The sequence below is a fragment of the uncultured Brevundimonas sp. genome (assembly GCF_963975535.1).
In the GTDB taxonomy this organism is placed as follows: Bacteria; Pseudomonadota; Alphaproteobacteria; order Caulobacterales; family Caulobacteraceae; genus Brevundimonas.
On record NZ_CAXBHE010000003.1, the window covers coordinates 42941 to 56447 of the forward strand.

General features: G+C 66.7%; 10 protein-coding genes. 4 read left to right on the forward strand and 6 right to left on the reverse strand.

All coding sequences use genetic code 11. The annotated features are described in order from the left end of the window. Positions 1-6: 6 nt before the first annotated feature. From AACZ75_RS04470 to AACZ75_RS04480, 3 genes are all read right to left on the reverse strand, one after another. Positions 7-426 (reverse strand): response regulator, encoded by a 420-nt coding sequence (locus AACZ75_RS04470; protein WP_339871504.1) that lies wholly within the window; start codon positions 424-426, stop codon positions 7-9. A gap of 99 nt (positions 427-525) precedes the next feature. Next, positions 526-1395, reverse strand: coding sequence for a response regulator (locus AACZ75_RS04475; protein WP_339871506.1), 870 nt, complete (start codon positions 1393-1395; stop codon positions 526-528). A gap of 228 nt (positions 1396-1623) precedes the next feature. Further along, a complete protein-coding gene (locus tag AACZ75_RS04480) occupies positions 1624-4734 on the reverse strand; it encodes a PAS domain S-box protein (RefSeq protein ID WP_339871508.1) in 3111 nt (1036 codons plus the stop codon). A gap of 233 nt (positions 4735-4967) precedes the next feature. Here AACZ75_RS04480 and AACZ75_RS04485 point away from each other — a divergent pair, with 233 nt between their 5' ends. The 4 genes from AACZ75_RS04485 to AACZ75_RS04500 all read left to right on the forward strand — a co-directional run bounded on the left by AACZ75_RS04485 (position 4968) and on the right by AACZ75_RS04500 (position 9105). After that, a complete protein-coding gene (locus AACZ75_RS04485) occupies positions 4968-5549 on the forward strand; it encodes a DUF1003 domain-containing protein (protein ID WP_339871509.1) in 582 nt (193 codons plus the stop codon). A gap of 121 nt (positions 5550-5670) precedes the next feature. After that, positions 5671-6438, forward strand: a complete 768-nt coding sequence (locus AACZ75_RS04490) for a glucose 1-dehydrogenase (protein ID WP_339871510.1) — start codon at positions 5671-5673, stop codon at positions 6436-6438. A 101-nt stretch (positions 6439-6539) separates the two neighbouring features. Beyond that, entirely contained in the window at positions 6540-7979 is a 1440-nt protein-coding gene (locus AACZ75_RS04495) for an aldehyde dehydrogenase family protein (protein WP_339871511.1), read from the forward strand. 121 nt (positions 7980-8100) lie between these two features. Next, positions 8101-9105 (forward strand): TIGR00341 family protein, encoded by a 1005-nt coding sequence (locus tag AACZ75_RS04500; RefSeq protein WP_339871512.1) that lies wholly within the window; start codon positions 8101-8103, stop codon positions 9103-9105. Positions 9106-9115: 10 nt separating this feature from the next. On the opposite strand, the gene AACZ75_RS04505 is transcribed toward AACZ75_RS04500, so the two are convergent. From AACZ75_RS04505 to AACZ75_RS04515, 3 genes are read right to left on the reverse strand one after another with little or no spacing between them, the layout of a single operon-like run. After that, positions 9116-10120, reverse strand: a complete 1005-nt coding sequence (locus tag AACZ75_RS04505) for a protein-L-isoaspartate O-methyltransferase (protein WP_339871513.1) — start codon at positions 10118-10120, stop codon at positions 9116-9118. Further along, positions 10117-12618 (reverse strand): hypothetical protein, encoded by a 2502-nt coding sequence (locus tag AACZ75_RS04510; RefSeq protein WP_339871514.1) that lies wholly within the window; start codon positions 12616-12618, stop codon positions 10117-10119. The genes AACZ75_RS04505 and AACZ75_RS04510 overlap by 4 nt, the downstream gene beginning before the upstream one ends. Then, entirely contained in the window at positions 12615-13493 is an 879-nt protein-coding gene (locus AACZ75_RS04515; protein WP_339871515.1) for an alpha/beta hydrolase, read from the reverse strand. Before AACZ75_RS04515 ends, AACZ75_RS04510 begins: the two co-directional genes overlap by 4 nt. Between the last annotated feature and the right edge of the window lie 14 nt (positions 13494-13507).

The window sequence follows — 13507 nt, forward strand, 5'->3', positions numbered from 1 at the left end:
GGCGCTTCAGGTGTCGAGGACCAAGGCATTCCCGGACGATGCCGGGTCGGCGCTCGCCGGTGACTCCATCAGCCATCTCACACGCTTGAGAAACTCGTCCGGGCGAAACGGCTTGGTCAGATAGCCGGACGCGCCCGAGGCCATGGCCCGCTTGATGTCACTCACGGTGCGAAGTGAGGTCAGCATCAGGACCGGCGTATCCTGATGCTGTTCGTGGCGTCTGAGGCGTTCCAGCGCCGCTATCCCGTCGACGATCGGCATCATGGTATCCAGCACGATGACGTCGGGTCGAAACCAGTCGGCGGTCCTGAGGGCCTCGTCACCGTTGGCCACCACCTCGACGGTGATGCCGTCGTCCTCCAGCGTCTGACGTGCCATGGCGGCCAGATAGCGATCATCGTCGGCGACAAGGACCCTGGGGGGCAACAACTGAAAACCTCCGGAAGCGGTCACGACCGGAATGGTGTGAAAGTTCGACCCCACACCTAACCCCAAACCATGAACGGTCCCTTGCGTTCGCCGTCGTCAGCCGGGAGTCCACGACCGGGTGTAATCGTCCAGCCAGGTCAGGTCGTCTCTCGCCAGCACATCGCGAACCATCTGCACCAGCACGTCGGTCTGAATGGGCTTGCAGACATAGCCGAGAGCCCCGGCCTGTTTGGCGGCGACAACGTTGTCGATATCGCTCGAGGCCGTCAGCATCAGGATTTTCACATCCTCCCAGCCCGTGGCCGACCGGAGCAGCGGCAACAGCGTAAGGCCGGAAATATCGGGCAGGCCGAGATCGAGCAGCACCAGGGCCGGGGGGGGCTCGGCCAGCCGCGCCAGGCCCTCGGCACCGGACGGGACCGCCGTCACATGATGGCCCTCGGCGGACAGGATGCCGACCACAAGCTGGCGGATGAAGACGTCGTCATCAATGACCAGGATATCCATTGGAGCGGCGACCGATGACATCGGCTTGTGCACACTTTCTGACGGTCGCGCCGGTTCTCTGGTCAGTTTTCGCACGGCCTTGAGCAGCAAATCCGCCGCCACCGGCTTCTCAACCCAGACGGCCCCCAGCGCCTCGACCTCTCCGCGCGCCTCCACCGAAGTCCAGGCTGTCAGCATGACGACCGGAACGCCGGCGATCATCGGACGGCCCCGGATCTGTCTGAGGGCATCACACCCCGAGAGCTCGGGCATGGCGAAATCCATGATCACGAGCGCGGGGTTGAGGGCCGCGGCCTTGTCGACGCCCTCGGCACCACTCGCGGCCAGCTCAACGGCGTATCCGGCCTTCCGAAGATGAACCCGTGTCACCTCCCGCATGATCGGATCATCGTCGATGACCAGAATCAACGGCTCGGCCGCACCCTGACTCGATGGGGACTGATCGCTGTCAGACGGCAAGGGTCACCCGTTTGTCGATGGCTGAGGTACGGATGAATCGCCGCGGTCGGCCGAGTGTCGATTGGCCGGCTGGGCCCGCGATGTCTGCCACACCCGGGCCCGCAAAGCCGGTGTGGGCTTCATGGGACCGGTCGGGTCCGCTCTCGACAGGGATGGGCTTGGGCACAAATGGCTCTTGGGTCCTGCGGTTGCCCCACGGCAACCGACCACCGTTCAGTAGCCCAATCGTCAGGATGACGCCACGGCCGCGATCAGGGCGTCGATGAACGGTTCGAGGTCCGTGGGTCCGGATGTTGCGCCCAGGGACTCATTGGCGGCCGCTTCCAGCGTGAAGGCCGCTTTCGAGACCGCATCAAACCCCATACTTCCCGACGTGCCGGCGACGGAATGAGCCAGGGCGGCGATCGATCGTGTGCGATCCGGCTCATCGAGGGCCTTCATTCCCGCGAACTCGGCCGCCAGCGTCGACATACGGAAACGATATCGCCCCTTCAGCGCCGCCAGGGGATCGGCGTCGCCGGGGGTTTCTTGAGCGGGGTCCTGTAGATCGGCCAGGGTCCCGACCCGGGCGATGACCTCGAACAACTCCTCGGTCCGGATCGGCTTGGTCAGATGTTCGTCCATGCCGGCGGCCCGACACTCCGCGACCTGTTCCGCCATCACATTGGCCGTCAATGCCACGATCGGGATGGTTTCAGTCCCGTTGCCGAGTCGCCGGATCCGCCGGGTGACTTCCAGTCCGTCCATGCCCGGCATCTGCACATCCATCAGGATCACATCAAAGGCCGGATCGGCCTCGAGCAGGGCCAGGGCCGCGCCTCCGGAGGTAACGCCCTTGATCCTGTGCCCTTCCCGGGACAGCAGGATGTCGATCAGTTCCAGATTGGCCTCGACGTCGTCGACCGCCAGGATCCTCAGGCTCCGAACGGCATCCTCGATCGCCGCTCCGTCAGCCACCGCCGGCGCAGTCGGGGCCGCGGCCAGCGCATACGGCAAACTGAGCACCGCCGTGGTGCCGACCCCGAGGACACTGTCCAGCCGCACCTCCCCGCCCATCAACCGGGCCAGGGAATGACTGATCGAGAGGCCCAGACCCGTGCCGCCGAATCGGCGACCGACCGAAGCATCCGCCTGGGTGAAGGCCTGGAACAGGCGGGTCAGCGCCTCGGGCGAAATCCCGATCCCGGTGTCGATGACACGCAGTTCCACCCGGTCCCCGGCCAGGACAACGACCAGTCGAACCGAGCCGGCCTGGGTAAATTTGGCGGCGTTCCCGAGCAGGTTCAGCAGGACCTGGCGGGTGCGCTGTTGGTCACCCAGGATCCATGGCGACACCTCGGCGGCGAAGGCCACCTCGAAGGTCAGGCGATCCCCGACTCCACTTCGCGTCAGATCGATCACGTCGAGGGCCAGCGCGTGCAGATCGAAAGGCCGACGGTCCACGGACATCTTGCCCGCCTCGATCTTCGAGAAGTCGAGAATGTCATCGATCAGGACGGCCAACCCCCGGCCGGCCGTGCGAATGCGATCGACATAGCGTGTCTGATCCTTTGACAGTGGTGTGTCGGCCAATACATCGGCGAAGCCGAGAACACCGTTGAGCGGCGTCCGGATCTCGTGACTCATATTGGCCAGGAATTCGGTCTTGGCCCGGGTCGCCGCCTCGGCCTCGGCACGGGCTTCGGCGAGTGCCGCCTCGCGTTCGCGCCGCTCGGTCACATCGCGGACCGAGTCGGTTACCTGGACAATCCGGCCCTGGTCATCGCGCTGGAACCGCGGGCGCGCCTCCAGCCAGCGACGCGATCCGTCCTTGGCCAGGGCGCAGTATTCGATCGTGATCGGCGCGTCGGAGTCCAGGGCCGCCCCGAACTGGGCCGCCACGCTTTCGCGATCCTCGGGAACGATGAAATAGGGTGTCTTCCCGATCAGCTCCTCTGGCGTGTAGCCTAGGATTTCCGTGATCGACGGTGACACATAGCTGAACACGCCCTTCGTATCGTAGACGGCGATGACATCGCTGGCATTGTCCGCCAGAAGGCGGAACCGTTTTTCCTGCTCGATGGCTTTCGCCACCACCTGCCGTTCCTCGGTCAGGTCCTTGAACACGCCGAAATAGCCGATGACCCGACCATCCGCATTCCGCTCGCTGGCCGCCATCGAGCGCACATCGCGGCGGGCACCGTCGGACCGTCGGATCAGCACGGCGTCGAATTCCCACCCCGCATCGCTGTCCACGCCGGACTTGACCAGGGCCTCCACGCGCTGCCGGTCGCCGTCCGCGTAGAAGGCCAGGGCATTGTCGAGCGCCGGGCGAAACGACGCGGGGTCGACGCCGTGGATCCGGTAGACTTCCGGCGACCAGAAGACCGCACCCGTTTCGATGTTCAGGGTCCAGTAGCCGACCTGCGACATCCGCTCCGCCAGCCGCGCGTGATCGATCATCTGCCGTTCGCGGGCAATCTTCGCGCGCCGCACAACCCGCGCCCGCGTCAGACGTTCGATCAGCTTGCGACGCTCGGCGAAGGTCATGCCGACCGTCAGGGCGATCACCGTCAGCGTGGCCAGAAACAGCTGGAGGACGATGAACCGGCGCGCAGCCTCCCCCGCAACCAGAACCAGCGGCCCGACATCGTGAGCGGTCGCCACCACCGCGATGATGCTGACCAACAGGGCCCCGAACGCTGCGCCGGCGATCCCGGACCGGATCGCGACCAACGTCAAGGCAGCGGCGGGCAGGAACAGCAGGGGAAGGGATGATTGCAGAAAGGTCGCCGTGGACACGATGACCAGGAAACCGAGACCGAGCGCGGTCTGGATCCGGTTCGCACCGAACAGTTCGGCAAGGCGGCGATTGAGCGCCGTCAGTAGGAGGGGGGTGAAGACGAGCAACCCCAGCAGATTGGCCGCAAACCAGAGGCTGGCCCCCGCGACGGTCGGACGGTAGCCGGCAGCCATCAGACCGGCTTCGGCGGTCGCCACTGACGCGACGCACGCGACCACGGCCGCCACGCCGAAGCGGGGCATTCCCGAGCGTCGCATCAGACGCAGCGGGCTGCTTCGCCCGAGGATCGCCAACATGATCCCGACCTCAACCAGATTGGTGAGGGCCATCAGCAGCGCCATCGGCAGCGAATTGCCAACGACCGCGACGGCCAGGGCGTTGCCGACAAAGGCGCTGCCCAGCAGCAACGACCTCTCGGCCCGTGCACTGGTGAGTGCGACGGCCAGCACAAGGGCATTGACGGGCCAGACCACGACAAAGCTGCCCATTTTCCGGGTCAGGAGGGTAATGGCGACGACGAGTCCGAACACGACGACGGCCAGCGCGACCGGCGTCAACGTCCGTCTCCACCCGCCTGCCGCGATCATTGACCAGTCACTCCGATCCATTCGCTGAAGCCTTACCCCCAAACGCTGGTCAGAGTCCTAACGGCGCGCCGGGCTGCGTCCTGCTGGTCGGACGGAGCGGCGCGGGCGGGCAAGGGCTTCCCGGGAAAAAGCTACGGCCGCTGAAAATTGAAGACTAGTCTGACCCCATCGATTGAAACATCGGGTGCGATGGAGGCCCTGAGATGTCTGATCCGCAGCATATCGACCTGACCCAGGCCGCGCGCCGGTGGTTCGCCAAGGCCCCCGAGGCGCTCAGCGAGCGTGAGCGTCGGGTCCTGCGACGGGCCGCTTCGCGGGAGACGGTGTCCCGCAACACCAATCTCAGTTTCGACGACAAACTCACCTTCGGTCAGAGGGTGGCCGATCAGGTCGCCGCGTTCGGCGGCTCCTGGACCTTCATCATGGGGTTCGGGGCCTTCCTCGCGCTGTGGGTCGGGCTGAACCTGCTGCTGCTGCGCAGCGCCTTCGACCCCTACCCCTTCATCTTCCTCAACCTGATCCTGTCGATGCTGGCCGCCATCCAGGCCCCGGTGATCATGATGAGTCAGAACCGCCAGGGCGTGAAGGATCGCCATGACGCCGCCCACGACTATGAGGTCAACCTGAAGGCCGAGATCGAGATCATGGCCCTGCACGACAAGCTCGACCAGCTGCGCACCCGGGATATCGAGACCATGCTGCGTCGACAGGAGGAGCAGATCGCCCTGCTCACCCGACTGGTGCAGCAGATGCCGCCGCCGGCCGACGCCTCGCTCAAAGGGTAGTTTTGCCGGGCGATGTCACCGGGACCGCGCCCGTCGCCCCCTGACCCCGATTGATGCGGGTCAATGCGCATCCGGCATGCCGGGCCCATCCTCACGGCTCAAATATCCGGAGGACCCCACCATGGACCGTCTCAAGAACAAGGTCGCCGTTGTGACCGGAGCCGCACTCGGGCTCGGCCGCGCCACCGCCATCCGTATGGCCGAGGAAGGGGCTGCGGTCGCGGTCCTGGATGTCCTGGAATCCGACGCCCTCAGCGTCGCGGCCGAACTGACCGCCGCCGGTCATCGCGCCCGCGGCTGGCGCTGCGACGTCTCCGACGAGCCGATGGTCGCCCGGGTCATCGCCGAGGTCGCCGACCATTTCGGGCGGCTCGACATCCTCGTCAACAATGCCGGTGTGGCGGGCGTCAACAAGCCCACCCATGAGATCACCGAGGCCGAGTGGGACTGGGTCCAGGCGATCAACGTCAAGGGTGTCTTCTTTTGCACCAAACACGCCATTCCCCACCTGAAGTCGGCGGGCGGCGGCAGTATCATCAACCTGTCGTCGATCTACGGCCTGATCGGCGGGGCGGACGTGCCGCCCTATCACGCCTCCAAGGGGGCGGTGCGGCTGATGACCAAGACCGACGCCCTGATCTATGCGCCGGACCGGATCCGGGTGAACTCGATCCATCCCGGCTTCATCTGGACGCCGATGGTCGAGCATCACCTTGAAGGGATGGACGACCCCAAGGCCGCGCGTCAGGCGACCGCAGCCCTGCATCCGCTCGGTCACATCGGCGAGCCCGACGACATCGCCTGGGGAGCCGTCTACCTGGCCTCTGACGAGGCCAAATTCGTCACCGGCTCCGAACTCGTCATCGACGGGGGCTACACGGCCCGCTGATCCGCAAACGCGATCACACACCCGGGAGATCCGAACTCCGGCTGCTGCGTGATAGAGACGTATGGGCCCTGCCCGGCCGCCGCCAATCGGAACCCCTGCCCATGTCCGCGCTGAAGTCATCCTACCCGCTCTACCTGGCCAACCGGCCGATGACGCCGAACCAGGATCTGGTCGTCACCGACAAATTCACCGGCAAGCCGGCCACCCGGGTGGCGCTGGCCGACCACGCCATGATCGACCAGGCCATCGCCGCCGCGGTGCGGGCCACGGCACCGATGGCGGCCATGGCGGCCTATGAGCGTCAGGCGGTTCTGGCCCACTGCGTGAGCCGCTTCCAGGAACGCGCGGACGAGCTGGCCGAGGCCCTGTGTATCGAGGCGGGCAAGCCGATCCGTGACTCGCGCGGCGAGGTGACCCGCCTGATCGACACCTTCCGCATCGCCGCCGAGGAGTCGGTGCGCATGACCGGCGAGGTCCAGCCCCTCGACATCTCGGCCCGGGCCAAGGGCTATCAGGGCATGTGGAAACGGGTACCGATCGGCCCCTGCTCCTTCATCTCGCCGTTCAACTTCCCGCTCAATCTCGCCGCCCACAAGATCGCCCCGGCCATCGCCGTCGGCTGCCCGTTTGTGATGAAGCCCGCCTCGCGCACCCCGCTGGGGGCCATCATCATCGGCGAGATCCTGGCCGAGACCGACCTGCCGGAAGGGGCCTTCTCCATCCTGCCGGCCAGCCGCGACGGTGCCGACCTGTTCACCACGGATGACCGGCTGAAACTGCTGTCCTTCACCGGCTCGCCCGAAGTCGGCTGGGCCCTGAAGGCGAAGGCCGGCAAGAAGAAGGTGGTGCTGGAACTGGGCGGCAACGCCGCGGTCATCGTCGACCGCGACAGCGATCTGGAGGACGCCGCCGAGCGCATCATCTTCGGGGCCTTCTACCAGTCGGGCCAGTCCTGCATCGGGGTCCAGCGCATCCTGATCCACGCGGACATCTACGGGCCGCTGCGCGATCGCCTCGTGTCGAAAGCCCGCGCCCTGGTGGCCGGAAACCCGAGCAACGAGGATACCTTCATCGGTCCCATGATCGACGAGCAGGAGGCGTCCAGATTGGAGGGCTGGATCAATGAGGCCAGGGCCGCGGGCGCGACCCTGCTCTGCGGCGGCGGGCGCGAAGGGGCCATGCTGCAGGCGACGCTGATGGAAGGGGTGCCGCGCGGCCAGAAGGTCCGCGACGAGGAAGCCTTCGGCCCGGTGGCCATCCTGTCGTCCTTCTCCGACTTCGAGGCGGCGCTGGACGAGGTCAATGACTCACGCTTCGGCCTGCAGGCCGGCGTCTTCACCCGCGACATCCACAAGGCCATGGCCGCCTGGGACCGGCTGGAGGTCGGCGGCGTGCTGATCGGCGACGTGCCCAGCTATCGCGTCGACAACATGCCCTACGGCGGGGTCAAGGATTCCGGCCTGGGTCGCGAGGGAGTCAAGTTTGCGATGGAGGACATGACGGAAATCCGCAATCTCGTGATCCGTCACCGACCGATATAGCCGCAGACCCAGCCGGTCTGGACCTGCCGTCTCCGGCCATGGCCAGAAATCCGCTGACGCCTTGATCGGCCCCTCATATATGAATCTCGACCGTGTTCGCTGAAGGATCGGAAAGCCCGCAATGTCGACGCGACTGCTGCTCGTCTTTGTCCCCGACGAGGACATTTCGATCGCCCAGGAACTGGCCCGGCACTGTGCCAGCCGGATCTGGGTTCGTCCGGCCGAGGGGGGAATGGAGAGCCTCGCCTGCGTGGTTCAGGCGCGCTACGTCGAGCGCCTGGTCGATGCGCTTGAGCGGGAGCTGGGTAAACGCCCGGGCTTCTGCACCATCATCCTGCCGACCGAGGCCGTCGTTCCGCCCCTCTACGAAACGGTCGCCAATGCGCATCCGCGTTCCGGAAACGACCGTCCGCCCAGTCGGCTCGAAGCCTTCTTCAGTCGCGACCGGCTGAGTACCGAGGAGATGTATGACGACGTCGAGGAGACGGTGCGGATCCGCTACAGCTTTCTGTTCACCGTCCTGATCTCGGCCCTGATCGCCGGTCTGGGCATGCGCAGTGGCCAGACCGCCATCGTCATCGGGGCCATGGTCATCGCCCCCTTCCTCGGACCGTCAATCGGCATGGCCATGGCGGCGACCATCGGCGATCATGCACTGGGCCGCCGCGCCACCCTCGCCCTGGCCTTTGGCGCGATCGCCTGTCTGGCCTTCATGGCCCTGATCGGCCGGTTCATCGCCATCGATCCCACCGTCCCCGAGCTGTTGAACCGAACCCGGGTCAGTCCGGCCGACGTGGTGCTGGCCCTGGCCAGTGGAGGAGCCGGGGTGATCGCCTTCAGCCGCGGCTCGTCCTCATCCCTGATCGGGGTGATGATCGCGGTTGCGCTTGTGCCGCCACTGGCGGCCGCCGGCCTGCTGTTCGGATCCGGACACGGGCAGCTCGCCCTCGGGGCCCTGATCCTGTTCGCCACCAACCTGATCTGCATCAATGTCGCGGGCATCCTGACCTTCCTGTTCCAGGGCCTGGCTCCCCGAAGCTGGCGGGTGACGGCCGGCACCCTGATGGTCTGGGTGCTGCTGCTGGTAGCGCTGCTGGCCCTGATCCTGCCGCGCTTCCTGCCCTGAATGATCCCGGTCAGCCGCCCTGGGGCTGCGGCCGGTTCTGCATGGCCCCGGTCATCGGGATGAAGAAGACGCCGACGTCGCGGCGCGAATGGACCCGGCCCTGCTCGTCCTTGGTGTAGACGTACAGCACCTGTCCGCGGCGGAACGGCTGTCCGATCGGGATGATCAGCTTGCCGCCCGGCTTGAGCTGGCGGAACAGTTCGGGAGGGGCGTACTGGGCCACGCAGGTGAGCATGATGGTGTCGAAGCCGCCCTCGACCTCGGGCCAGCCGAAATAGCCGTCGCCGACCCGGCTATGGACATTGTCGTAGCCCAGCGGGGCGAAGATCTTGCCCACGGCCTGGCCGATCGGTTCGATGATCTCGATCGTGTAGGCGTCGCGCACAATGCGTGACAGCAGCGACGACTGAAAACCTGACCCCGTGCCGATTTCCAGCGTCACATCGGTCGGTTTCGGAGCCGCCAGCTGGGTCATATAGGCCTGACCCAGATAGTCGCTGAGCACGCTGCCGTGACCGATCGCCCAGGGCTTGGGATTGCTCTCGTAGGCATTGTAGGCGGTCGAGGCCGACTGGGCGTAGGCGTAGTGGAAATAGTCGCGCGGCACGCTCTCGAACGCCGCCATGACCGCCGGATCGGCCGTGCCGAACTTGCCGTCCAGATAGGCCTTGATACGCGCCATGGCCGCGGGCTTGCGCGCCTGGATTTCGGCGAACTGGCTCTCGCCCAGATTCTGCGGACGGGCCGAGGCGGCCATGGCATCGCGGAAGACTTCATAGGTCCAGGGTTTCAGCGGGCCGCGCACCCCATTGGCCACGGCTCCCTCAACGACCGGAGCCACGGTGACCGGGGCGGACGCTGGCCCCGGGGCACCCGCCGGCGCGGCACCGGCTCCGGTCGCGGTCGGATTCATTCGCGCCTGGATCCGCTCCAGCGTTGCCCGGTCGCAACCGGCCAGGGGGGCCAAAGCCAGGCCAGCGGCAGCCGAGAGAAGTGTGCGTCGATCCAGCGTCATACAGTCTGTTCCTGAGCAGAAGGCGGATTGGGTTTCGTCAGAGGACTCCGCGCCCCGGTGACCTTCCGGCCACCGGCAGGCAGGACCAGAAAGGCCAGAAGATAGAGGGCTGCGGCCACCCACAGCAGCGACGAGAATCCGATATCGCGGCTCATCAGATTGGCCATCGGCGTGGCCACGACCGAAAAGGCCCCGTTCAGACCCCAGGCCCAGGGCAGCATGCGCCCGTCGCCGACCTGGATCAGACCCAGCGGAAACGGCAGACCCAGCGCCAGCGAGACCGGCGCTGCGGCCAGAACCACCAGTCCGGCCCGCAGCCACCACGGCTGATCCAGTGTGCGCATCACGAAGTCTTCGGATCCGGCCAGCATTGCGGCGATCCAGGCAACCACCACGATCAGGCCGACCAGGGAGGCGATCTTGGGCATGCCCGCCAGTCGCCCGGCGATCATGCTGCCCAGCCCCGAGAAGATCAGCATCGACGTCAGGACCAGGCCAAAGGCCGAGGAATAGTCGTTCAGATAGAAGGCCGCCCGGTCGATGAGCATGATCTCGATCAACAGAAAGCCGAGACCGAGGGCTGGGAAATACAGGACCGGCCAGAGCCGGCGGGGCTCTTTCACGCCACCCGTCCGGCGACGGAACAGGGCCGGGGCCAGCAGCACGAGCAGGGCGATGATGATGGCCTGGCCGAGGACGGCGATATTCACCAGTCCGCCGATCTCGGCCTGCGGCAGGACTTCCAGCCGGCGCACGACCGTGCCGAGCTGCTCCAGCTTCAGGGACGCGTAAAAGGCCGGCCGGTCGAGGGTCGCGGGCCGGATGTGAAAGGCCTCGGCCGAGGGCGGTGACCGTCCCGCCAGTACCGCGCCCGCCTCATTGGCGATCGCGTCATTGGGGCCGTCGGACGTGATCCGGCCACTGGCAAAGGAGACCGACGGCAGGTCGTTGAACAGGCCGGCCCGCGCCGCCACGACATCGATACCCGGCACATAGGACACGTCGAACGAGCGGATGTCGCAGAAGGTCTTCAGGGCGATGATGTCCGAATGGGACCACGGCGTGGGCGAGACGAGAATGCGCACGTTCCACGCCGATCGGTAGACCATCACATGACTGGCCGGGTCAGCGATTCCGGCCGCCAGCAAGGCCTCGCGAGCGGTGCTCAGAACCCGCAGCGAATAGACCGGAAAATCGCGGATCGACACGGAGATCGACACCATGCCGCCCGGCTTCAGCGCCGCCAGATAGGCCCGCGTCGCCTCAACGGTCAGGCCGGTGACATTGGCCGGGGCGGCGTCGATGAAATCCGCCGAAACGTCGATGACGTCATAGACAGCCGGGCCGGCCCGCCAGGCCGCGGCGATCGGACCCCCGTCCAGCAGACGGACGCGGCTATCCTGCGCCAGGGCCGGGGATCCGGCCAGACCGTGCATCAGGGCCTGATGCAGCACCGGCTCACTCTCGACGCCGTCGACATGGCGCGCGCCCAGGGCCAGGGCCTCGGCGACGCGGTAGCCGCCGGACAGGCCGACCGCCAGCACATCCGCGTCGGGCCGCATCAGATAGGGGGCGGCGCTCAGGGCACTGGGCGCATAGCCGGCATCCAGTGGTCCCGGCCTGGGCAGGGCGGCGATGCGGTTGCCGTCGCGATACAGGCCCCAGGTTACCGGCGGACCCGGCACCCCCATCATCGCGGCATTGTTCGACACATCGGCATCGACCCGCTCGGTGAAATTCTCGAGCAAAAGATAGTGGCCGCGCGGCTGGCGGCTTTCGTGCACCACGCGGGCCCCGGGGGTGTTCAGCGGCGCGTAGACGGCCTTGAACTCCGAGATGACCGGCGCGGGACCGAGGAACAGGATCGCCTCCCCTGCCACCAGCGCCGCCCCGGCCAGACCGGCCCCCAGCCAGTTCAACCGCCCGGGCTGGAACAGGGTCGCCAGCGCCAGCGGCACCAGCAGGATCGGGGCCAGCAGGAAGGGATGGACCACGAACATCAGGCCCAGCGCCAGGGCCGCCCCCAGCCCTGCCCCGATCAGATCATAGCCGTAGACCCGCCCGATCTCGCGCGCGTTCATCACGAACATCAGCGCGATATAGAGGCCCGCGAGGAAGAAGAACGGCAGCAGGGCCAGATAGTAGAGGCCGATGTTGCGCAGCTGGTCGGGCCAGGTCGTCGGATTCTGCAGCTGCAGGGGGTTGAACGGATTGGCGGTGATCAGCTGGTAGCCGACCGCGGCGGCGATCACCATGGCCGCCGGCAACAGGGTCCGCAACAGCACGCCGTGCCGCTGAACCGCGTCACGGAACAGGGCCACGACCACGCCGCTGAGGGCGAAGCCGGCCATGACGATGGAGATGATCCAGTAGCCGTACTCCGACCATTTCGCGACGGCGAAATAGCGCGTCAGGGCGTTCTCGAACCCGACCACCCCGAGGGCGATCAGGAACAGCGGAATCAGGGCCGCCCGACTGCCCCTGGCGACGTCACTCATGCCTGCGGCTCCCAGGCGGCGCGGCGTTCCAGGAAGTCGGTCAGCAGGCTGTTGAACCGCTCGGGTTCATCGACGAACAGGGCGTGGCCAGCCTGGTCGAACACCGTCATCTCCGCATCGGCATGGCTGCCGATCAGGGTCTCGCCCTGGGCCCGCCAGCGGGGGCGCACCACATAGAGAACCGGCCGGTCCGTACTGTGCACGGCATCGCGCCAGAAGCGGCGCGGCACGTCGTAGCTCAGCAACGCCTGCTCCTGCTCCGGACTCATGCGCAGCGCATCCGCCGTCAGCCGTGCACGATAGTCCGCTCCCGGATCGCGCGCGAACAGACCGGCGACAAAGGCGGCGCGACGGCCGGCCCGGGCGGCGGGATCATGCCCGTCCAAACCGGACCGGCGACCGGGCCGTGCAGCCGGGGCCGGTTCCTCGCCGATTGAGTTATCGATCAGTACCAGGCCGGCGAGCCGGCCATCGCCTTCGGCGGCCAGCATCGCCAGACTGTCCAGCACCCCCAGAGACCAGCCGACCAGCACCACCCGGCCAGATCCCGCCCGTTCGATCAGTTCGGCGACATCGCGGCCCCGGCGTAGATGGGCGTAGCCATGTGGCGCGACCTCGCTCTGCCCCTGACCACGCGGGTCGAGGGCCAATACGTGAAATCGGGCTTCAAGAGCGGCGATCTGACGATCGAAGATCCAGGCCGGCATCGTCCAGCCCGGCACGAACAGGACGGTCCGGGCCTCGGCAGGGCCCGCCTCCAGATAGTGCAGCCGGGTGCCGTCCGAGGTGACGAAACTACGGCTGTCTGCGGCCTGTCCGGTGCCCCCCGACACCAGACAGGCCGACAGCGCAAGAACGATTCCCCAAAGGGGCATCCCGCCTCGTTCCC

Bases quoted from the DNA above. Each gene is read 5' to 3' on its own strand.
- AACZ75_RS04500 (WP_339871512.1), top strand. From the start codon at position 8,101: ATGTCGACGCGACTGCTGCTCGTCTTTGTCCCCGACGAGGACATTTCG.
- AACZ75_RS04505 (WP_339871513.1), bottom strand. From the start codon at position 10,120: ATGACGCTGGATCGACGCACACTTCTCTCGGCTGCCGCTGGCCTGGCT.
- AACZ75_RS04495 (WP_339871511.1), top strand. From the start codon at position 6,540: ATGTCCGCGCTGAAGTCATCCTACCCGCTCTACCTGGCCAACCGGCCG.
- AACZ75_RS04485 (WP_339871509.1), top strand. From the start codon at position 4,968: ATGTCTGATCCGCAGCATATCGACCTGACCCAGGCCGCGCGCCGGTGG.
- AACZ75_RS04490 (WP_339871510.1), top strand. From the start codon at position 5,671: ATGGACCGTCTCAAGAACAAGGTCGCCGTTGTGACCGGAGCCGCACTC.
- AACZ75_RS04515 (WP_339871515.1), bottom strand. From the start codon at position 13,493: ATGCCCCTTTGGGGAATCGTTCTTGCGCTGTCGGCCTGTCTGGTGTCG.
- AACZ75_RS04510 (WP_339871514.1), bottom strand. From the start codon at position 12,618: ATGAGTGACGTCGCCAGGGGCAGTCGGGCGGCCCTGATTCCGCTGTTC.